This is a genomic window from Kribbella antibiotica, from assembly GCF_004349055.1.
Taxonomy (GTDB): domain Bacteria; phylum Actinomycetota; class Actinomycetes; order Propionibacteriales; family Kribbellaceae; genus Kribbella; species Kribbella antibiotica.
This window is the reverse complement of sequence record NZ_SMKX01000042.1, coordinates 1-21,674: the sequence shown is the minus strand read 5'-3', so window position 1 is coordinate 21,674 and position 21,674 is coordinate 1. Positions and strand designations below refer to the sequence as shown.

The following is a 21,674-nucleotide window of genomic DNA, read 5'->3' as shown; positions in this document are numbered from 1 at the left end:
ACACAACGCAGCGCGTTCGAACGAGGACTCACGGCACCTGAAAAATGAAAATCAGCGTCATTACGCCAAATACTCGTTCCCGGTTCCCGGCTCCCTGCCCATCAGATCTGCCTGTCGTGGTGAGGGTTTTCCTGTGTATTGGCGGTTGTGCCGCGTGGCAGGGTGGACGTATGGATGCCGATGCCGTGCGTGCAGTGAACGACCTGACCGGCCGCTGGGTGCGCAGCCTGCCGCCCGGCAACTCCGTCGTGTCCGGGCTCGGCCTGTGGCCGCTGCTGGCGATCCTCGCCACGGCCGCCGACGAGCCTGGCCGGGCCGAGCTCGCCGCGGCCGCTGAGGTTGCCGCGGGTGACGGCTCCCGCCTGGCGGTGCAGCTGATCGAAGCGCTCGAGTCGTCGACAGACCTGCATGCGGCGCTGGGCGTCTGGATCAGCTCGCAGCTCAAGCTGGCCGAGTCGTTCGATGACGTCGTACCGGCTCCTGTGGTGGGGATGCTCACCGGTGACGCGGCGATCGACAAGCCTCGATTGGATGCGTGGGCGGCTGAGCACACTGACGGACTGATCCCCTCGATGCCGGTGGACATCGATCCGAACGTGATGCTGGTGCTCGCGTCCGCGCTCTGCCTGCGGACCACCTGGGCTCGGCCGTTCACCGAGCAGGTCAAGCATGTTGGGGCCGGCGCTTGGGAGGGTTCGTGGCATTGGCTCGAGCGGACCGACGGTGACCTCGACTCCGTACGCCGGTATGGCGCCCTGACCGTGATCACGGTGCGCGGGGACGCGGATGTCGACGTACTGCTCGGGGTTGGTTCCGGTGATGTCGTCGGCGGATTGCTCGACGCGGTGGGCCGCCCGGCGGACGGCGTACCGGGTAGTGAGCTGATCAAGGGCTCGTCCGATGAGGTCGCTCCCGGGGTGCGTCTGGGGAAGACGTCGGCGCTGCGGCCGGACGTGCGGTTGTCGCTGCCGTCGTTCGAGGTGTCGGCGTCGCATGACTTGCTCGACTCCGCGGAGCTGTTCGGGTTGTCGACGGTGAGTTCGGACTCGGCGGGGCATTTCAGCGCGATCAGCCCGTCTCCGCTCGCGATCGGGCAGGCCAAGCAAGAAGTGCTTGCGCGGTTCTTCGCGACCGGGTTCGAGGCTGCGGCGGTGACGTCGCTGGCGATGGTGCGGGCGGCTGCGCCGATGCGCCAGGCGCTGCGGCTGGACGTCGTACTGGACCGTCCTTTTGCCTTCGCTGCTGTGCTGCGGGAGTCGCGGCTGCCGATCGTGGCCGGGTGGGTCGATTCGCCTACTGAGACAGGCTGAACAGCTTGTTGAGCAGTTTTGACGCCTCGTCGACACCCTCGTTGTCGCCGGTCAGGAGTAGGTCGAAGAGGAGTCCGCGCGATGCGGCCAGGCCGAGCCTTGCGTAGCTCGGCGCTTCATTGGGCGGGATGCCTGCTTTGATGCAGAGGTCGGTGAGTGGCGGGAGCCAGACGTTGATCAGGTCTCTTCTGAGCTCTGCCGTATGCGGCCGATCCTGCATCGCATGCGCGGAAAGCTCGAAAAACAAGGGGCCGTAGATCATCGTTGCCTCGGTCACCTTTCGCCAGAACTGCTCCGACTGCTCGGCGATCGGTAAATCCTTCAGTTGGGCGAGCAGGTCGCGCTGCTGCTGCTCGACCGTCCGTACCACCTCCGCCAGCAGCCCCTCGCGAGAGCCGAAGTGATAGATCAGCATCCGGTGACTCGTGCCGATGGTCGTCGCGATGGTGCGCAGGCTCGCGTCGCCGACCCCGTTCTTCGCGAAGTACTCGACCGCGTCGTTGAGAAGGGTGTCCCGGCTCACCGCTCCACGGTCTCCTTCAGCTTCGCCGTCTCGGTGGCGATATAGCGTCGCGTCAGGCCGCCGTACAGCTTCCCGAACAGCCACCCGAGCGGCCCCTCCTGAATGATCGTCGCCGTCGCGACCGTCCCCTCCGGCGTACTGACCACGCGATGCCCACCGGTCGTCTTGATGCCGGGGGCTGTCGAAACCCACTCGAAGTACGTGCCCTCCTCGAGCACCGTCACCTCCCACACCGCCACCGGAAGCTTCGGCTGCCGGATCCGCGTGCGTGCCCCTGGGTGAATCCGCCCCGCGTCGAGCCGCTCCACACTCGCGATCGTCGGCGTCCACTCCGGCCACCGCTCGACATCGCTGAACACCGCCCACACCCGCTCCGCCGGCGCCTGGATCGTGACCTCGTGATCAAATCGCATGTACCAAATGGTACATGTACCTCGCAGGGGGAGTTGGTGCCCGCGGAAGAGGTGTTGTGCGGGTAGGGTCAGGAGCCATGGCAGACCAGAACGTCCCCGGCAACGAGAACGAGCAAGACCCGGGCGCGAACACTCAGATGTTCCGCGCCTTCGTCAACGAGGGCGAGACCCCCGCCCAGTCCAAGCCCAACGGCCGCATCCTCGCCATCGTCGGCGCAGCCGTCATCTTGGTCATCGTCGTCGTGCTCATCGCCGTCCTCTGACCCCTTGACCGCACTCCCGGTCCACGTCGTCCGAGTCTTCACCGACCCCGACGGCGCCTTCGGCAACCCCTTGGGCATCGTCGACGGCACCCTGGTAGCCCCCGCCGATCGGCAATCTTTGGCCGCCGAGCTGGGCTACAGCGAGACCGTGTACGTCGACGACGCCGCCACCGGCGCAATCCGCATCTACACCCCCACCACCGAGATGTCCTTCGCCGGCCACCCCACCGTCGGCACCGCCTGGTGGCTCCGCTCCCAAGGCATCCCGGTACCTGTCCTGCACTGCCCAGCCGGCGAAATCCCCGTCACCTTCTCCGGTGACCTGGTCTCAGTCCAGGCCGACTCAAGCTGGGGCAGCACCTGGGACTGGCGCGAGTTGGCAACCCCCGAAGAAGTCCTGGCCGCCGACCCCACGTCGTACCGGTCCGGCCACACCTACCTCTGGTCCTGGATCGACGAGGCCGCCGGCCTCCTCCGCTCCCGAGCCTTCGCCCCCGCCATGGGCGCCTCCGAAGACGAAGCCACCGGCTCCGCCGCCACCCAGCTGACAGCCCTGCTCGCGCGGGATCTCCACATCATCCAAGGCCGCGGCTCGCACCTGCACACGACCCACCAGCCCCCGACCCACGCCACCGTCGGCGGCCGCGTCGTGGCAGAGGACTCTCGCACGGTTGCCCGCTGACCCCGCCGGCTCAGGTTGTATGGGTCGGATTCCCAGAATCACGCTCTGACCTGCGGAAATGCATATTCGTGCAAGAAGTACCAGGTACTCTCGCGAGGTCTGTCAGTACCTGCAATCGCGTTGACCCGGCGGGTTTGCCCGGGTCACCCTGAGGGCGCCCTCGGCCGTCCTCCGAGTGGTGCGCCTCGGGGGAGGTTCGCGGTTTCGGTGGTTCTGATTTTCAGGGGTGAGGTATGTCTTCCAACCGGTGGTCTTTGCGTGCGTTCGTGCGCCCGATCAGCGTTGTTTCGATCACATCGGTGCTTGCGGCGGGATTGGCTGCGATGCCGGTCGTCGCGCAGGCCAAGCCGGAGGTGGCGCCGTCGTCGGCGAAGACCGTCGTCGACGCGTCGCGGCTGGCGGCCAAGTTCAACACCTCGGTGGAGGTGGAGGAGAAGACGACGCCGTACACGCGGACCCTTGCGACTCCGCAGGGCACGTTGAAGGCCGAGATGTCCAACGAGCCGGTCCGCGTCCAGAAGGATGGCGCCTGGACCGCGATCGACACGAACCTCGCGGCTCGCCCCGACGGGATGATCGCGCCCAAGGCATCGACGACCGATATCGCCTTCTCTGCCGGAGGTAACGGCCCGCTTGCCCGCTTCACCCAGGACGGCGGTGTCTTCGAGCTCAAGGCCCCCTGGTCGCTGCCGGCGCCCACGGTCGCCGGCTCCAAGGCGACGTACGCCGCTGTCCTGCCCGGCGTGGACCTGGTGGTCGACGCCGCGGACAGCACCTTCAGCTACAACCTCGTCGTACAGAACCGGGAGGCCGCGTCCAACCCCGCGCTGCGCAGCCTGACCTTCCCGGTCACGACCAAGAACCTCGGCCTGCGCACCTCGCAGCCCGGCCGCCCGTCGTACGTCGACTCGAACGGCCGCCAGGTCCTCACCGTCGGCGAACCGCTCATGTGGGACTCGGCCGGCACCAGCATGAAGACGAAGCCGGCTGCCGCCGCAGCGGTCGAGCGCGGACCGTTCGGTCAGTCGAAGCGTGCCCTGATGACGTTCTCCGGCAGCAAGCAGGGCCTGACGGTGATTCCGGACCAGAAGCTGCTGACCGGAGCGGGCACCGTGTACCCGGTCGTCATCGACCCGACGCTGAACGTGACCCGCGACCGCAACGGCTGGGGTGCGGTCTGGGAGAACTATCCGACCACCTCGTGGTGGAAGACCACCCACAGCCTCGGGGTCGGCGCCGAGAACTATCAGCAGCACAAGGTCGTCCGCTCGTTCTTCCAGTTCGATGTCGCAGGCTTCGCCAGCAAGAACGTCGTCTCCGCTTCGCTGCGGACCTACGAGATCCATTCGGCCAGTTGCTCCGCCCGCTCCATGACGGTTTCCCGCACCGCAGCGATCGGGTCGGCCACGACGTGGAACAAGCAGCCCGCCGCACAGGCCGTTGTCGCCACCGCGAACGTTGCGAAGGGATGGGGCTCGGCCTGCCCCGCGGGCCCCGTCGAGTTCAACGTCACCAGCTCCATCAAGTACACGTCGGCCGGCAACGGCAAGATCGCGACCTTCCGGCTGAGCGGCACCAGCGAGACCGACAATCTCTCCTGGAAGCAGTTCGACAGCACGGGCAAGCTCGACATCGAGTACACCAATTTCCCGCTGCCGGCGTACGGGCTCGGCGTGGCTACGGATACCGACCTGGCCAGCGGCTGCGCGCCGTCGACCGATCCCACCATCGTGGCTTCGCTGCTGCCGCAGGTCTCCGCGCGGGGCCTGATGGGAGCCAGTGACAACACGGCCGCCATCGTGGTTCAGTTCCAGCTCGTCACTCCGTCGCAGGTGGTTCAGGAGTTCCAGAACGCGGGGACTGTCCGATCCGGCGTTCTGGTCACGATGAAGCCGAAGACCGCATTGACCACTGGCATCAAATACACCTACCGAGCCCGCACGCTGTTGGCCGTACCCGGTGGAACGCTGGTATCGGCATGGTCGCCGTCCTGCTACTTCCAGGTCGACACCACACCACCGCCGAAGCCTGTCATCACGGCGAAGTACAACGGCACGACGCTCACCGACTGCCTCACCAGCACAACTCCCGATGTCTGCCCCGAGGTGGTCCCGCTCGGCGCCAAGGTGACCTACACGATCTCCTCGAGCAGCGTGGATGTCGCGGCTCTCAGCTACGGCTTCAACGGCAAGATGACCCGCGTCAACGGCCGCTCGGTCACCGTCAACCTGCTGACTCCGGGCCGGACGCTCATGACACTGGGCGCGGTCAGTCACGACGCCGCTTCGCACACCAGCACCACGGCGTACCACCGGATCAATGTCGGCGCGGGCCTGCCACCGTCCGGGGCCTGGGACTTCGACGAAACCTCCGGTACGACGGCGGCCGACTCCTCCGGTAAGAACCACCCGCTGGCCCTGACCGGGGCTCAGTTCGACGACGCCGGACGCGTCGCCGGTTCGCTCGCCTTCAACGGTGCCCCGAACCGGGCGACCGCTGCCGACCCCGTGGTCGACACTTCCCAGAACTTCACCATCGCGGCATGGGTCCGTCCGACCGTCCTGCAGGACGTCGGGGTGGTGGCACTCACCGGCACCCAGGCGTACGGCGGATTGCTGCGCTTCACCCGCGCGACCAACCGCTGGGCGTTCATCCAGAACGTGAGCGACTCCAGCACGGCCGACCAGGCGCGGGTGGATTCGCTGGCCCCGCCGGTCCTGAACGTGTGGACGCACTTGATGGGTGTCTACGACGCGGCGAACAAGCAGATGACCCTGTACGTCAACGGTCGGCCGCAGGGGACCACGACATTCGCTCACGCTCCGTGGAAGGCGACCGGCACGACCGAGGTCGGCTCGTACACCGTCGGCGCGGCGAACGGCGTACTGCAGGGCTCTGTCGACAACGTGGAGATCTGGCCCCGCACCGTCTCTCCGGCCGAGGCCAACCTGCTCGCCGACCCGCGCACCGGTCCGGCCGGGAACGACGAGCCGGTAGCTTCACTCGCGGCGAAGTACTCGTTCGACAGCACCGCCCCCACCTCGACCGGGGTGTGGACGACACCAGACAGCGTGTACGGCCAGAACCTCACCCTGAACGGCTTCGCCGGCGCTCCGGACCAGTCGTCCGCGATCGTCGAGGACCTCGAGCGTGGCAACGTGCTGGCAACGACCGGCACCGCCTCGGAGATCCTCCTGGCCAACCGGCCACTGGTCGACGCGACGGCAAGCTTCACGACGACAGTCTGGGTTCAGATCCAGGATCCAACGAAGAAGCAGGTCATCGTCCGCCAGAACGGAGCGAACAAGGACGCCTGGCGGATCGAGTACCGGCCCACCACGGATGACGACGCCGAATGGGTCTTCAGCCGAGCCGCGAACGACTCCGCCACCGCTGCGTACGTGGAGACCACGCTGCCGACGAACCGGTACACGGCGGGGGAGTGGACAGCTCTGGCCGCCGAGTACAACGCGGTCACCGACGAGATGACCTTGCTGATCACCGATCGATCCGGTGACGGCGGTACGGCGTCGTACAAGACGCCGGTCCAGGGCAGCGCGACGATCGTCGCGCGGAAGGCGGATGCCGACACGACGTACGCGCCGCTCAACGCCTTGGTGGACGACCTGCGGCTCTACGGCGGCGTCGTACCGCAACGCCAGCTCTGCATCGAATTCGGCGGCGACCCGACGGAGTGCTCCTGATGAATCGAACGTTGCGTAAGTTGCGAAGCCGATCAGTTCCGATCCTGCTCGCCCTGTCGCTCACGGCGACAGTGGCGGTGGTCGGGCCGACCAGCTCGGCCGAGGCCGATAGCCCGGGCCGGCCGAAGCCGGTCAAGGCGAAGAGCGTCAAGGTCAAGGATGTTCCGCCGATCGCGCCGCCGGCCGAATCGGCGGATCTGAAGGCGGCCGTCGCGAAGACCGCCGAGTTCGCGAGCCGTCCGGTGCGCTGGCCTGCGCCAGGGCGCCAGAGCGTCGCCGTCAACGCCGCGGCGGACAAGCCGGCCGGGCTGGTTGCCGCACGATCCGCGAAACGTGCGGCGCCGGCCACGGTCGACCTCGACTTCCTCGATCAGGCGGCGAGTGTGCGCGCCGGAATCGGCGGAGTCCTGGTCAAGGCGAGTACGGCGGCCAAGTCCGACGTACAGCTGACTTTCGACTATGCCGGTTACGAGAACGCGTTCGGGGCTGACTGGGGCTCGCGCCTAGAGGTTGTCGCGCTGCCGGCCTGTGTCCTGACGACCCCCAATGTCCCGGCGTGCTCGACAAGCACGCCGCTGAAGACACAGAACGATGCGGCCAAGAAGACGGTCACTGCGGCCGCTCCGCTCGGAGCGCAGCAGTCCGTCCTCGCTGTCACGGCCGGATCGGATTCGAGCACCGGCGACTACGCGGCAACGGGGCTCGCCGCCGCATCGAGTTGGTCAGGTGGGGGCTCCAGCGGTGACTTCACGTGGTCGTACCCGCTCCGGATGCCGCCCGCAGCAGCGGGTCCGACACCGAGCCTGGAGTTCTCGTACTCCGCGCAGTCGGTCGATGGACGCACCTCCGCCACGAACAATCAGGTCTCCTGGGTCGGCGAAGGCTTCGACCTGTCGGAGTCGTACATCGAGCGCAAGTACACCAGTTGCGATCAGGACGGGAACACCGGCAAGTACGACCAGTGCTGGAAGTACGACAACGCCACGATCGCGTTGAACGGCAGGGCCAACGAACTGGTTCGCGTCACCGGCGCGGACACCGGCGCGAGCACGTGGAAGCTCAAGAATGACGACGGGTCGCGGGTCGAGAAGATCATCGGTACCGACGATAACGGTGATGCGCGCAAGGAGTACTGGAAGGTCACGACCACCGACGGGACGCAGTACTTCTTCGGCAAGCACAAGCTGAAGCCCGGCATGACAGAGCTCACGAACTCGGTCTACACCGCGCCCGTGTTCGGCGACGATGCCGGCGACCCGTGCCATGCATCGACGTTTTCGGCTTCGTCCTGCAGCTTGGCGTGGCGTTGGAATCTGGACTACGTCGTTGATCTGCATGGAAACGCGATGTCGTATTGGTACACCAAGGAGCTCAACAACTACGCGAAGAACGGTGTCGCTTCGCCCGGCACGTCGTATGTCCGGGCTGGCTACCTCAACCGGATCGACTACGGTCTGCGGGACGCTTCGCTCTCCGATGCGACGGTTGCGCCGCAGCAGGTTGTGTTCACCACAGCGGAACGCTGCCTCACGAGTTGTTCGGTGCTGAACGCAACGACCAAGGCGAACTGGCCGGACGTCCCGTTCGACCAAGTCTGCGAAGGGTCGACCGCATGCACCAATAAGCTGTCCCCGACGTACTTCACGCGCAAGCGCCTGCTGCAGATTCAGACCCAGGTGCTGAAGGGTTCGACGTACCAGGCGGTTGACTCCTACCAGACCAACCTGACCTTCCCGTCGACCGGTGACAACAGCACGGGCAAGCCGATGTGGCTGAACAGCATTGCGCACGACGGCAAAGCCGGTACAGCGGTAGGCATGCCTGATGTGACCTTCAAGCCTGTCGGCCTGGGGAACCGCGTCGACACCGGAACCGATGGCCTGAACGGACTGGTCCGTTTCCGGATCAGCGAGATCAACACCGAGACCGGCGCCAAGGTCATGGTCAACTATGCCGGCAAGGAGTGCACATCCGCGGCGAAGCCGGACAAGGACACGAACACCAAGCGCTGCTATCCGGTGAAATGGACGCCTCCGCGCGACGTCGAACGCCTGGACTGGTTCCACAAATACGTTCTGGACAACGTCGTGACGTCGGATCCGACGGGCAACGGCGCCACGATGATGACGCAGTACCTGTACTCGAGCGGTGGTGCTTGGCACTACCAGGAGTCGCCGCTGCTCAAGGACGAGGACAAGACCTGGTCGGACTGGCGCGGGTACAGCCTGGTCACGACCTACACCGGTGACGCCGCGGACACCACTTCCCCGCGGAGCCGCTCTGTCACGAAGTACTTCCGTGGCATGGACGGCGACAAACTCGAAGGTACGACGGCCGTCAAGAACGTCGACGTGACCGACACCTCAGGCAGCGTTCGGGCCGATGCGCCGGCACTGGCCGGAAATGTGCGTGAGCAGGTCGAATACCAGCACGCGACCTCGAACAACGAGGTCTCAGGTGTCATCACCGATTACGCCGTCACGCAGAAGGCAGCACAGACCGTGCCGGGTGGGACCCTGAAGTCGACGTTCGTCGGCGTCTCGGCCACGCAGAGCCGAGTAGCTCGTGACGGCGGTCGTCCGGACGAGATCAGTACGACGGCGACGCAGTACGACGCGGACAACAATCTCCCCGTCAAGGTCACGGACTTCGGTGACGCGACCAAGGCAGACGAGACCTGCACGATCACCAACTACCTGAAGAACACGGACACTTGGCTGCTCGCTCGCCCGATCCGCATCGTTACCTCATCTGGTGCCTGCGACGCCGAATCGCCCAATCCGCCGGAGAACCGTGTTCTCTCGGATGTGCGGACGTTCTACGACGGCAAGGCGTACGGAGTCGCGACGCTGGGCGATGCAACGACGGCTCAGCGGCTCCACCACTACACGGCGGGTCAGCCCGTCTACCAGAACATCGGGACGAAGTCGTACGACGCTCTCGGCCGCGCAACCTCGTCGAGTGATGCTCTCGGGCGTGTGACCACCACCGCCTTCACTCCGGCGGCGACCGGTCCGTTGACGCAGACCGTGGTCAAACAGCCGACGGTCAACGACTACAGCGGGGCTCCGGTCAACTTCACCACGGCCACGACGTACCGGCCCGAGTGGAGCGTGCCGGCGAAGACGGTGGACGCGAACGACAGGGTCACCGAACTGGCGTACGACGCTCTTGGCCGGCTGACCAGTGTGTGGTTGCCGAGCCAGGCGCCGGCCGCGTCGAAGCCCGCGAACACCAAGTACACCTACACAATTTCGAACACCGCGGCGTCGACGGTCCGCACGGATTCACTCAATGTCGAGGCGAACGGGTACAACACTTCGTACCAGTTGTTCGACTCGATGTTGCGGGCACGGCAGTCGCAATCCCCGGGAGCCGACGGTGGGCGGGTGATCAGCGAGACGCGCTATGACTCACGCGGTCTCGCGAAGTACGAGAACTCGGGCATCTGGAACGAGTCGGCGCCGGCTGGAACGTTGGTCGCGATTCCGAACGCGTCGGTTCCGACGCAGACCTTGAACGAGTACGACGGTTCCGGCCGGAACGTGAAGTCGACGTTCATGAGCATGCTGCAGGCCAAGTGGGCGACCAGCACCGTCTACGGCGGTGACATCACGACTGTGCTGCCACCGGCCGGAAGTCCGGCGACGGCAACCGTGAGCGACGCATATGGGCGGATTATCGAGCGGCGCGAGTTCAAGGGCAACACCGCCACTGGTACGCCGGACAACACGAAGTACACGTACGACATCGCCGGCCGGCTGACCCGGATGGACGGCGCGGGCGGAGTGTGGACGAACAAGTACGACCTGCGTGGCCGGAAGATCGAAAGTACGGATCCGGATGCGGGCAAGTCGACGTCGGCGTACGACGAGAGCGACCGGCTGGTGTCGACCACGGACTCGTCCGGCAACACCCTGATCACGACATACGACGCGTTGGATCGTAAGACGGGGCTGTACAAGACGAGCGTCCTGGCCGACAACCTGTTGGCCGACTGGAGATACGACAAGACCGATCTGTTGGGACAGGTCGCGGAGTCTGCCACCTATACCGCGGGCAAGTCGGGTCCGGCGTACCGGACGATGATCAACACGCGGAACGTGTCGTACCTGCCGACCCAGATTACCCGGGTGATCCCGTCCGCCGAGGGGATCGAGGTCGACGGCAGTTACTGGACCAACTACACCTACAAGCCGGACGGTACGACGCCCTGGAAGGACTCCTACTCCAACGGGGGCGGGTTCAGTGGCGAGGACGTCGAGTACGAGTACAACGCCGCCGGGTTGCCGACCAAGATGCACAGTGCCCGGACCTATGTGAACGGGACGGAGTACAACCCGCTCGGTGACATCACGAAGATCATGCTCGGCTCGGCGTTCGACATGGAAATCAACAACATCTACGAGGACGGCACCCGCCGTCTGGCTCGCACTACGGCGGGCAAGGCCAATGTCTTCTCCGACCACCTCTACAGCTACGACCCGACCGGCAACGTCCTCAAGGACCAGAATCTTGTAGACGGGGGCGACACTCAATGCTTCGACTACGACGGTCAGCGTCGGGTCACCGAAGCCTGGACGCCGGCCAGCGCCGACTGTGCGCCTGCCCCGAGTACCACGGGTCTGGGCGGAGTAGCGCCGTACTGGCAGTCCTGGACCTACACCCCGATCGGTCTGCGCAAGACGCAGGTCGACCACTCCACTGCCGGCAACCTGACCAGCACCTTCAACTACAACACCGACCAGCCGCACACGCTGGCCAACGTCACCCAGACCGGCACCGGTGCCGGTCCGACGAAGGCCTATGACTACGACACCCGCGGCAACACCACCGTTCGCCCCGGGCAGACGCTCCTCTGGAGCCCCCAAGGCAAGCTGACCAGGCTCTCCGGAGCCAGCGGAGACACCAACTACGTCTACGACGCCGACGGTGCACTGCTGATCCGCCGGAGCCCGACCGAAACGACACTGTTCCTGGGCGAGCTCGAGCTCACCCTCGATAAGGCAACCCGCAAGGTCCTCGGCAAGCGTCAGTACACTTTTGCCGGCCAGACGATCGGCGTCCGCTCCGCGAACGGCACTGCGACGTCGGACATGTCCTGGCTGGTCCCGGACTACCACGGCACTTCCCAGGTGGCAGTAGACGCTGGCACCCAAGTAGCAACCAAGCGCTACGCCAAACCCTTCGGCGACCCCCGAGGCGCAGCGCCAACCGCCTGGCCCGACAACCACGGCTTCCTGGGTAAGCCAGAGGACAAGCTGACGGGTCTGACCACGCTCGGAGCCCGCGAGTACGACCCGACCATCGGCCGCTTCATCAGCGCCGACCCGCTGCTGGATCCCAACGACCCCCAGCAGATGCTCGGCTACACCTATGCCAACGACAACCCGGTCTCCGGCTCCGACCCCACCGGCCTGAAGAACCAGGACGACGGCGGCGGCCGAACCCCTGCCGGTACTCCCTCCCAAGGCACCGGCACCGAGGGCACCGGCAAGAAAAGCGGAGGCAAGGGCGGTGGCAAGGGCAACGGCAATGGCGGCAGTGGCAAGAAGAGCGGCGGCACGAACAGCACCGACGACCAAACCGCCAAGGCAATCCGCTACGCCCAGCACGGCATCACGCCAGCAATCATGAAGGCTGTCCAACCACTGGCAGCCATGCCTCAGATGCCAGAGATCAGTGACTCGCAGGCAGGACACTTTGTCTTGGACATGTGCGGCTTCGCCGGCCCGATCGGTCCGGCGTGTGATGTCGGCAACGGCTTTTGGTACGCCGGAGGAGGCCATTGGGGCGAAGCTGGTTTCAGTGCTGTAGGCGCAGTTCCGGCCTTCGGAGACGCGTTGGTGGGCATCAGGAAGGGCCGAAAGCTCGAAAAGGCCATAGAGGAGGCGCGAGCCGCCAGCAAGGCGGCCGGCAAGGAAGCCGATGATCTTGCCACTGGGGTTGTCGACGATGCTGCCGATGAGGTCGGGGGCCTGTGCAGCTTTGCCGGTGCGACCGCGGTTCTGATGGCAGACGGCACCACCAAACCCATTCAAGACATCAAGCCAGGTGACAAGGTCCTGGCCAAGGATCCGGAGTCAGGCGAACAAGCCGCAAAGATAGTCCAGCGGCTCTGGGTGCACGACGACACGCTGACCGACCTTGTCGTTGCCGGCGGCAAAGTCACGACGACCGAGGATCACCCCTTCTGGTCGGTGACCGACCACCGCTTCGAACGTGCCGACGAGTTGGCCCCCGGCGAGGAAATCCTCAGCGCGGACGGCCGTAAGGTACGCGCTTTCGGTCTGGTGCCGCGAACCGCCCACCAGGCGCTCGCGTACAACTTGAGCGTCGCGGAAATCCACACGTACTACGTGCTGGCGGGTGACACATCAGTTCTTGTTCACAACACCAACTGCACGCCGTCCACTCGGGTGCTTCCGAGCCGGAACGCGGCTTTCCGGGCGGCGAAGCGTGACCTCGGAATTCCGAACGCTCAGCAAGCCGACGAGCTGAGGATGACGGCGATGACCGACAGGTCGGGGCATCAGCTCATGAATCCATATGGACGCCCCATCATGACCAGGGAATATGTGTTCACGCGCTCTGGGGGTGATCGAGTGATCATCCAGGACCACTCGGCCGGCCACTTCTACGGCGAGGGCGGGGTAGGCGACCAAGGCGCGCACCTGAATGTGCGCCCGTTCGACACTCCAAGAACCGGTAAGGTGCCGGGCACGGCCCAGCACTACGAGTATTGATGGGAGTTTCGATGATGGAGTGGATTGAGGCTCTCAGCAATCCGCAACCGGTCCTGGCGATCTACGGGAACAAGTTGCCTGCGCTGGACAAGGTGCGGATCGAAGAGCTCGTCCTGAGCGTGAACGGGCCGACCCTGCGCCTCCGCTTCGATCTGGCGGAGTTTCCGGCCGACCCACCGGCGAAATGGCGGCGCGACGGCCTGGAGGTGGTTCAGATCGAGCTCGCCTTCGGTGGCCTGCAGGCTATCTCGATCAACGAGCTGACCGTGGACTCGATCTGCGACCTCACGGTCCGGAAGGACGGACCGGTCAGATTCTCCGGCGAGTCCGACTCAGTCAAACTGCATGGCCTAGCGGACACGGCAACGATCCTGCGAGTTTCTGCTTACGCGATGGGCTCTTTCTGAAATGCGTCGCCTGGGGCTCCGTGGGGCTCCAGGCGACGCATGACCCGACTCGCCGCCGGCGAGCCGGTCGCCCCCTCACCACCTGACTTGACGGCCTGGCCGGCCCCGGCGTCGATGTCACTTTCCCGATTCACCTCACTGAGGCTGAGTACGACGAGTTGCGGCCGATGGGCAATCGCGATGCGGCGCGGCGTCCGCGGAAGGCGCTGACGCGGTTGCGGGCGAAGGGTGTGCCTGCGACGGCGTACAGCATCGGGGTGGATGCCAATGAGTCGTACTGCCTGGTGCTTGAGGAAGAGCGGCGGCATGTCTACTACAGCGACGCGGTTGCGGGGCACTCCGGCTCGGTGTCTTTGCAGGGGGTGCGGAGTTCGTGATGCCCCTGCGGATCTCCGCGTATGTGCGGGGTACCGCCTGCGGGTAGACCGGCCGGAGACATCCGTTGACTCTGTGGGGGTGCGGATGGAGGATGAGTGCTCGGCGACTTCGGGAGGTTTTGGTGGCGGAGGTTGTGCGGGCTGCGCTGGTGCAGACGTCTTGGACCGGTGACAAAGAGTCCATGATCAAGGCGCATGAGGAGTATGCGCGGCAGGCGGCTGAGGCGGGAGCCAAGGTCATCTGTTTTCAGGAGCTGTTTTATGGGCCCTACTTCTGCCAGCTGCAGGATCCCAAGTTCTACGAGTACGCCGAGAGTGTGCCTGGGCCTACTACGGAGCGGTTCCAGGCGCTCGCCAAAGAGCTTGGCCTGGTGATGGTGCTGCCGATGTATGAGCAGGAGCAGCCGGGGGTGTTGTACAACACGGCTGCGGTGATCGATGCTGACGGCAAGTACTTGGGGAAGTACCGGAAGAACCATATTCCGCAGGTGAAGGGGTTCTGGGAGAAGTTCTACTTCCGGCCGGGGAACCTGGGGTATCCGGTGTTCGACACTGCGGTGGGGCGGATCGGCGTCTACATCTGTTATGACCGGCACTTCCCGGAGGGGTGGCGGGCGCTCGGCCTCGCTGGCGCGAAGATCGTGTTCAATCCGTCGGCCACGAGCCGCGGGTTGTCGGCGTACTTGTGGCAGCTGGAGCAGCCGGCGAGCGCGGTGGCCAACGAATACTTCATCGGGGCGATCAACCGGGTGGGGATCGAGTCCGAGTACGGGGACAACGACTTCTACGGTACGTCGTACTTCGTGGACCCGGAGGGGAAGTTCGTGGGGGAGGTCGGGCACGACCATGACCCCGAGCTGATCATCAGGGACCTGGATCTGAATCTTCTCGACACGGTGCGGGATCGGTGGCAGTTCTACCGGGATCGCCGGCCGGATGCTTACGGGGATCTGACCAAGCCGTAGACGAGGGAGCGACAATGACGTTGCTGGTCAAGGGTGGGACGGTCATCGGGCCGACCGGGTCACAAAAAGCCGATGTGCTGGTGCAGGGGGAGAAGATCGTTGCCCTGCTGGATCCGTTGTTCAGCGCAACGATCGCGCCGGACGAGGTGATCGATGCCACCGGCAAGTATGTGATCCCGGGCGGGATCGACGCTCACACGCATATGGAGCTGCCCTTCGGCGGTACGGCGGCCAGTGACACCTTCGACACGGGGACTCGGGCTGCTGCCTGGGGTGGCACCACCACGATCATCGACTTCGCCGTGCAGAAGACTGGCGACGTCGTACAGGATGGTCTGGCTGCGTGGCATGCCAAGGCTGAGGGCAACTGCCATGTCGACTACGCGTTCCACATGATTCTGGGCGGGGTCGACGGCGATTCGTTGAAGGCTATGGATTCGCTCGTCAGGGACGAGGGGATTACGAGTTTCAAGCTGTTCATGGCCTATCCCGGGGTGTTCTACTCCGATGACGGCCAGATCCTGCGCGCGATGCAGACCGCGCGGGAGAACGGCGCGATGATCATGATGCATGCGGAGAACGGCATCGCCATCGACGTACTGGTGCAGCAGGCGCTGGCACGCGGTGAGAGCGACCCGATCTACCACGGGATCACGCGGCCGCCTGCGTTGGAGACCGAGGCAACGAGTCGTGCGATCGCGTTGGCTGAGGTTGCCAAGGATTGCCCGCTCTACATCGTGCATCTGAGTGCGAGTGGGGCGCTGGAGGCTGTTGCGCAGGCGAGAGATGCCGGCCGCAACGTTTTCGCCGAGACCTGCCCGCAGTATCTCTATCTGACGCTGGAGGATCAGCTCGGTGCGCCTGGATTCGAGGGCGCGAAGTGGGTCTGTTCAACTCCGCTGCGCAGCAAGCATGAGTCGCACGCGAAGGACTTGTGGAAGGGGCTGCGGAGCAACGACCTGGCGATCGTGTCGACCGACCACTGCCCGTTCTGCATGAAGGACCAGAAGGAGCTTGGTCGAGGTGACTTCTCGAAGATTCCGAACGGGATCGGCGGGGTGGAGCATCGGGTCGACCTGATCTACCAAGGTGTCGTCGACGGGCAGTTGTCGTTGGAGCGTTGGGTCGAGACGATCGCGACCACGCCGGCCCGGATGTTCGGGCTGTATCCGCAGAAGGGGATCGTGGCGCCGGGATCGGATGCCGACCTCGTCGTCTACGACCCGAACGGTACGACGCGGATCGGCGTCGAGACGCATCACATGAACATGGACTATTCGGCGTACGAAGGGGTCGAGATCCAGGGCCGGGTGGGCACCGTCATCTCGCGCGGCGAGGTGATCGTGGCTGACGGCAACTACCATGGCCGGAAGGGTCGCGGCCGGTACCTGAAGCGCGGCCTGTCGTCGTACTTGGTCTAGGGGGAACGGACTGTGGACTTCGGAGTGGTGTTTCAGTGCGATCCGCCGGCGTCCGCGGTGGTGGAGCTGTCGGTCAAGGCAGAAGACGCCGGGTTCGACTACGTGTGGACGTTCGATTCGCACCTGCTGTGGCAGGAGCCGTTCGTCATCTACAGCCAGATCCTGGCGGCGACGCGACGCGTGATCGTCGGCCCGATGGTGACGAACCCGGGCACGCGCGACTGGACTGTGATCGCGTCCCAGTTCGCCACGCTGAACGAGATGTTCGGCAACCGCACGGTCTGCGGGATCGGCCGCGGTGACTCGGCCTTGCGGACGCTGGGCGCGCAACCCGGCACGATCGCCGAGATGAAGCGGTCGGTCGAGGTGATCCGATCGTTGGCCCGCGGCGAGACCGTGACGCATCGCGGCCAGGAGCTGAGGCTCGGCTGGGTCGAGAACGGCGCGCTCGAGGTCTGGGTGGCGGCGTACGGGCCCAAGGCGCTGGCCGCGACCGGGCAGGTCGGCGACGGCTACATCCTGCAGCTGGCCGATCCCGACATCGCCGATTGGATGATCGGCGCCGTACGGCGATCTGCTGAGGAGGCGGGTCGCGATCCGGAGGCGATCAAGTTCTGCGTGGCCGCGCCGGCGTATGTCGGTGACGATCTCGCGCATCAACGTGAGCAGACCCGCTGGTTCGGTGGCATGGTCGGCAACCACGTGGCCGACATCGTCGAGCGGTACGGCGCGGCTGGGAGCGGCGTACCGAAGGCTTTGACCGACTACATCGAGGGCCGCAAAGGCTACGACTACACCCAGCACGGCCGCGCCGGCAACACCCACACCGCCTTCGTCCCCGACGAGGTAGTCGACCGCTTCTGTCTCCTGGGCCCAGTCGAAAACCACCTCGCCAGGCTGGAGGAGCTCAAGGCACTAGGCGTCGACCAGTTCGCCGTCTACCTCCAGCACGACGCCAAAGAGGAAACCCTCGCCGCCTACGGCAAAGACATCATCCCGGTCTTCGCGTGAGTACGCCGCCCCGCCCGGGGATGGAGTCGTTGACCCTCATCCTCCTGAGCCGTCCGGACAACCCACCGGACCTGCCCGAAGCCGAGTCGGACGCCATCCAGGAGGCCCATCTGGCCTTCCTGGACCAGCAACGGGCGAACGGCGTGATGGGCGCAGCAGGCCCGTTCCGTGATCAGGACGACCAAACCCTCCGCGGCCTCTGCGTCTACCGCGTAGGTATCGAAGAAGCCCGCCAGTACGCCGCCCAGGATCCCGCCGTACAGGCCGGCATCCTGATCGCCGAACCCCTCACCTGGTGGTTCCGCGAAGGCGAAATCCAACTTGGTTGAGACATAACCAACAAGTCATATTATTGGTCCATGCGTTCCAGCTGGGAAGACCTCAGGGCTCCCAGCGGTAGCCTCCGGGGAGTAGGTCGGTGATGGGGGCCCAGCCCGGGCCGTTGGGGCCCGGGAGGATGACTCGGATTTCTGGGTGGTAGTCCAGCAATACTTGGCGGTCTCGGCCGCAGGGGCTTGGACGCCTCGGTTTTCGTTGCCTACGGCGACGATCGACACCAGGTCGCGGGCGCCGGAGGCTCGGGCGTGGCCTAGGGCAACTAGTTCGGCGCAGGGGCCGCCGGTGAAGTGGTAGAGGTTGATTCCGGCGAACATGTGTCCGTCGGCGCCGCGGACTGCGGCGCCCATCGTGTAGATGCCGTCGGGACCGTCGGTGTTTTCGTCGACGGTACGGCGGGCGAGGTCGATCAGCGCATGATCGTCGGCGGTCAAGGGGTTCAGGTCCATCAGCCGGCGATCCGTTTGAGCTCGGCTTCGACGACTGACTTGACGGCCTTGATCTCGGTGGCCGGGTCGGAGCCGCTGCGGATGACGCGGTTCAGGGCGTCGGAGTACGCCGTACTGGATTTGGGGGACCAGAGGACGGGCGACTGGGCGTGGCCGTGGTCGTTGACGAACTTGGCGGCGTCGGCGGCGGGGCCGGACTTCAGTTTGTCGGCCTTCTCGATGAGCGACTTGCGGGCCGGGATGTGGAAGCCGTAGGCCTGGGCGAAGTCGAGCTGCTTGTCGGTCTGGTCGACCCACAGCCACTTGACGAACTTCTTCGCCGCGTCGACGTTCTTCGACTTCGAGCTGACACAGGCGCCGTACGCGCCGACGGGGACGCTCGGGGCGCCGGTGGTTGCGTTCAGCTTCGGCCAGGGGAGGACACCGAAGTCGTCCTTGAAGGCCTTCTCGATCGCCGGCAGCGTCCAGAGGCCGGTCAGCTGCATCGCGGTCAGGCCCTGCGTGAAGGCTGACGGATCGGACCAGTCGGCGGGTGCGCCGAGCAGCAGGGTCTTCGAGGTGAACAGCTCGCGGAGCTTCTTCAGCGACTCGGCCGCGAGCGGGTCGTCGAAGCCGAACTTGCCGTCGTCGGTCAGGTAGTCGAGGCCGGCCGACCACAGGGCAGGCCCGCCGAGCACGCCGACGCCGCCGTCGTTGCCGACGAACAGACCCTTCACCTTGTCGGTGGTGAGCTTCTTCGCGGCATCGAGCAGCTCGTCGACAGTCTGCGGCGGCTGCACACCGGCCGCGCTGAGCAGGCTCTTGCGGTACACGAGGAACTGCATGTCGACGACCTGCGGGATCGCGTACAGCTTGCCCTGGTACGACATCCGCTTGATCAGCGACGGCGTGAAGTCGGAAACAGCAGGCCCCGGTACGTCGGTCAGGTCGACGACCTGGCCACCTTTGATCATGTCGATCGTGGGGCCGTTGCCGTACTCGAACACGTCCGGACCCTGGTCGGTCAGCAGCGTGGTCGACACCTTCTTGTCGTAATCACCTGGCGACCACTGGACCGACACGGTCGCGTCCGGGTACTCCTTCGCGTACCGCTCGACCGCCTGCTGAGTGCCGGCTTCGCCGTACTGGTGGTACCACTGCGACAACGCGGGCTTGCCGCCGCTGTCACCGCCACTGTTGGGCCGGCCCGTGTTGGATCCACAGCCGGCCACGGCCACCGCCGCCAGCCCGCCACCAAGCCCCAGCACCTGTCGCCTGCTGAACCCACTCATCACGCCGCCTCCAGACCAGTTTGGTTCCCCGAGACTACGACTCTCACGGCTCTTAACGCGGTGTTTTTCAGGCGTCGGACAGCCGGGCGATGGTTGCGGACGCGCGGCGGACGATCGGGACCGGACCAGCAGGGAGGACGTCGCCGATGAAGGTGTAGTGCTTGAGGATGTCCGGGTCGACATCACCGGGACGGTGCCGGCTGTGGTCGCGCACCCAGTCGATGATGTCGCCCCAGCCGGGCGCGGCCAGCGAGCCACCGAAGTGCTGCACCGACAGCCCGGCACAGAGGTTGCCGAACGCGAGGCGGTGCGCCAGTGGCCAGCCGCGCAGCGTCCCGAGGACGAGCGAAGCCAGGAAGACATCGCCTGCACCGGTCGGGTCATAAGAGCGAACCGGTAGCGCCGGGATGTGCTCCTCTTCCCCGGTCGCCGAGTCAATAGCCAGTACGCCGTCTGCGCCGTTCGTGACGACCGCCAGGGGGACCCGCTCGGCCAGTTTGTGGAGCGCGGCCTTCGGGGTGTCGGTGCGGGTGTAGGCCATCGCCTCGGCCGCGTTGGGCGTGAAGGCGTGGAAACCATCCAGTACGTCGAGCACTGCCGGAGACCACTCGTCGGTCGGATCCCAGCCGACGTCGCCGAACAGCAGGGCGCCGGACTGTTTCGCCTGCTGAACCCAGTCCGGCAGGTCGTCGGCAACCGGGACGATCGCGGACTTGGTGTTCAGCCCGGGGCCGACCAGTTTGCTCGGGTTGCCGGGCGCCTCGTGCGCATGCGTAACCATGGCCCGGTCACGGTCGATCGACATCGACACCGTGACGGGGGAGTGCCAGTGGCCGATCCGGCGCGAGTGGGACAGGTCGACACCTTCCTGGTCGGCCAACGTCCGCCAGCAGAAGTCGGCGTACACGTCATCACCGAAGACCGCGGCCAGACCGCTGCGCAGGCCGAGCCGGCTGGCGGCGATCGCGAAGTTCGCGACCCCACCGGGGCACGATCCCATCCCCTCGGCGAAGATCTCGGTCCCTGTGGTCGGTGCGGTCTCCAGGCCGGTCAGCACGATGTCCAGGAACACCGTCCCCTGGACGAACACGTCGTACGCCTCGGGCTCCTCGTTCACGGTGACCTCGTTCCTTGTCATTCTGGGCGGGACTTGCCGGGACCGATCGCGGGGGCGCGGACTGTCGGTGCTGGGTGGAATGCTCCTACGTAACATCATCGACCGGTCAATGGGGCCGAACAGGGGAGAAATCGATGGTTTGGGGGGTGTGTCGGTAATGCCGACCTGGATTGTGGTGGTCGGGGTGGTGATGACGGTCGGTGCGCCGCTGCTGGCGCTCGGCGGCGTCGCCCTGGGTGCCTACCTGACCCGCAAGTCCGACCGCGAGCTCGACACCTGGCGGCACCGCGAGGAGACGATGCGTATGGTCCGCTGGGCCGTCGAGCAGATCCTCGACGACGACGAAGCCGGCACAGATGCCGGTGTCGTCACGCTCCGCTCACTGATGCGCTCCGAGCTGTTACAACCGGAGGACTATGACCTGGTCGCAGCCCTCACCGCGGCTGTAGCGATCGACCGCGTCGGCGCGGCCGCGTACGCTGAGATTGCAGACGCCGAGATCGAGGTCGTCGAGGGAGACGGTGAGCATGGCTGAGAAGAAGACCGTAAGGGTCTCCCGCCAAGCAGTAGAGCTGGCCCGCCTCCACGTCGAAGCCGCCCGCCGAGCCGGCCGCAAACCCGACGCCGCCGTAGCGCGCATAGCCACCGCCCGCCCGGCCCCCGGCACCAACCCCGCTCC

The 21,674-nt window shown here is 65.7% G+C and carries 17 protein-coding genes; 12 read left to right on the top strand and 5 right to left on the bottom strand.

The window, feature by feature from the left end; genetic code table 11:
• Nucleotides 1-170 precede the first annotated feature (170 nt).
• On the top strand, nucleotides 171-1,310 hold the full coding sequence (locus E1263_RS16875; protein WP_132168372.1) for a serpin family protein: 1,140 nt from the start codon (nucleotides 171-173) through the stop codon (nucleotides 1,308-1,310).
• On the opposite strand, the gene E1263_RS16870 is transcribed toward E1263_RS16875, so the two are convergent.
• Both E1263_RS16870 and E1263_RS16865 read right to left on the bottom strand, forming a co-directional pair.
• Nucleotides 1,294-1,833 carry a TetR/AcrR family transcriptional regulator gene (locus tag E1263_RS16870; protein WP_132168370.1) on the bottom strand — a complete coding sequence of 180 codons (540 nt, stop codon included), beginning with the start codon at nucleotides 1,831-1,833 and terminating at the stop codon, nucleotides 1,294-1,296. The two genes, E1263_RS16875 and E1263_RS16870, sit on opposite strands and share 17 nt — an antisense overlap.
• Nucleotides 1,830-2,246 carry an SRPBCC family protein gene (locus E1263_RS16865; RefSeq protein WP_132168368.1) on the bottom strand — a complete coding sequence of 139 codons (417 nt, stop codon included), beginning with the start codon at nucleotides 2,244-2,246 and terminating at the stop codon, nucleotides 1,830-1,832. Before E1263_RS16865 ends, E1263_RS16870 begins: the two co-directional genes overlap by 4 nt.
• A gap of 77 nt (nucleotides 2,247-2,323) precedes the next feature.
• On the opposite strand from E1263_RS16865, the gene E1263_RS16860 reads away from it, so the two are divergent.
• From E1263_RS16860 to E1263_RS16815, 10 genes are all read left to right on the top strand, one after another.
• Nucleotides 2,324-2,509: a hypothetical protein gene (locus E1263_RS16860; RefSeq protein WP_132168366.1), complete on the top strand. Its 186-nt coding sequence runs from the start codon at nucleotides 2,324-2,326 to the stop codon at nucleotides 2,507-2,509.
• A gap of 4 nt (nucleotides 2,510-2,513) precedes the next feature.
• Nucleotides 2,514-3,191, top strand: coding sequence for a PhzF family phenazine biosynthesis protein (locus E1263_RS16855; protein ID WP_132168364.1), 678 nt, complete (start codon nucleotides 2,514-2,516; stop codon nucleotides 3,189-3,191).
• Between the two features lie 233 nt (nucleotides 3,192-3,424).
• Nucleotides 3,425-6,895 carry a LamG-like jellyroll fold domain-containing protein gene (locus E1263_RS16850; protein WP_132168362.1) on the top strand — a complete coding sequence of 1,157 codons (3,471 nt, stop codon included), beginning with the start codon at nucleotides 3,425-3,427 and terminating at the stop codon, nucleotides 6,893-6,895.
• Nucleotides 6,895-13,641, top strand: coding sequence for an HNH/endonuclease VII fold putative polymorphic toxin (locus E1263_RS16845; RefSeq protein WP_132168360.1), 6,747 nt, complete (start codon nucleotides 6,895-6,897; stop codon nucleotides 13,639-13,641). The genes E1263_RS16850 and E1263_RS16845 overlap by 1 nt, the downstream gene beginning before the upstream one ends.
• 11 nt (nucleotides 13,642-13,652) lie before the next feature.
• Nucleotides 13,653-14,048, top strand: coding sequence for an Imm50 family immunity protein (locus tag E1263_RS16840; protein ID WP_165956638.1), 396 nt, complete (start codon nucleotides 13,653-13,655; stop codon nucleotides 14,046-14,048).
• A gap of 167 nt (nucleotides 14,049-14,215) precedes the next feature.
• Complete coding sequence (locus E1263_RS16835) at nucleotides 14,216-14,425, top strand: hypothetical protein (RefSeq protein WP_132168356.1); 210 nt, start codon at nucleotides 14,216-14,218, stop codon at nucleotides 14,423-14,425.
• 122 nt (nucleotides 14,426-14,547) lie between these two features.
• Nucleotides 14,548-15,390, top strand: coding sequence for a nitrilase-related carbon-nitrogen hydrolase (locus E1263_RS16830; protein WP_202868917.1), 843 nt, complete (start codon nucleotides 14,548-14,550; stop codon nucleotides 15,388-15,390).
• 14 nt (nucleotides 15,391-15,404) lie between these two features.
• Nucleotides 15,405-16,811 carry a dihydropyrimidinase gene (hydA, locus tag E1263_RS16825; protein ID WP_132168352.1) on the top strand — a complete coding sequence of 469 codons (1,407 nt, stop codon included), beginning with the start codon at nucleotides 15,405-15,407 and terminating at the stop codon, nucleotides 16,809-16,811.
• Nucleotides 16,812-16,823: 12 nt separating this feature from the next.
• On the top strand, nucleotides 16,824-17,822 hold the full coding sequence (locus E1263_RS16820; protein ID WP_132168350.1) for a TIGR03842 family LLM class F420-dependent oxidoreductase: 999 nt from the start codon (nucleotides 16,824-16,826) through the stop codon (nucleotides 17,820-17,822).
• Complete coding sequence (locus E1263_RS16815; protein ID WP_132168348.1) at nucleotides 17,819-18,151, top strand: YciI family protein; 333 nt, start codon at nucleotides 17,819-17,821, stop codon at nucleotides 18,149-18,151. Before E1263_RS16820 ends, E1263_RS16815 begins: the two co-directional genes overlap by 4 nt.
• A 15-nt stretch (nucleotides 18,152-18,166) precedes the next feature.
• On the opposite strand, the gene E1263_RS16810 is transcribed toward E1263_RS16815, so the two are convergent.
• From E1263_RS16810 to E1263_RS16800, 3 genes are all read right to left on the bottom strand, one after another.
• Entirely contained in the window at nucleotides 18,167-18,607 is a 441-nt protein-coding gene (locus E1263_RS16810; protein ID WP_202868916.1) for a cytidine/deoxycytidylate deaminase family protein, read from the bottom strand.
• Entirely contained in the window at nucleotides 18,607-19,878 is a 1,272-nt protein-coding gene (locus tag E1263_RS16805) for an ABC transporter substrate-binding protein (protein WP_132168346.1), read from the bottom strand. The genes E1263_RS16810 and E1263_RS16805 overlap by 1 nt, the downstream gene beginning before the upstream one ends.
• A gap of 67 nt (nucleotides 19,879-19,945) precedes the next feature.
• Nucleotides 19,946-20,995: a carbohydrate kinase family protein gene (locus tag E1263_RS16800; RefSeq protein ID WP_238161290.1), complete on the bottom strand. Its 1,050-nt coding sequence runs from the start codon at nucleotides 20,993-20,995 to the stop codon at nucleotides 19,946-19,948.
• A gap of 157 nt (nucleotides 20,996-21,152) precedes the next feature.
• Here E1263_RS16800 and E1263_RS16795 point away from each other — a divergent pair, with 157 nt between their 5' ends.
• Nucleotides 21,153-21,530 (top strand): hypothetical protein, encoded by a 378-nt coding sequence (locus tag E1263_RS16795; protein WP_238161289.1) that lies wholly within the window; start codon nucleotides 21,153-21,155, stop codon nucleotides 21,528-21,530.
• Nucleotides 21,531-21,674 lie beyond the last annotated feature (144 nt).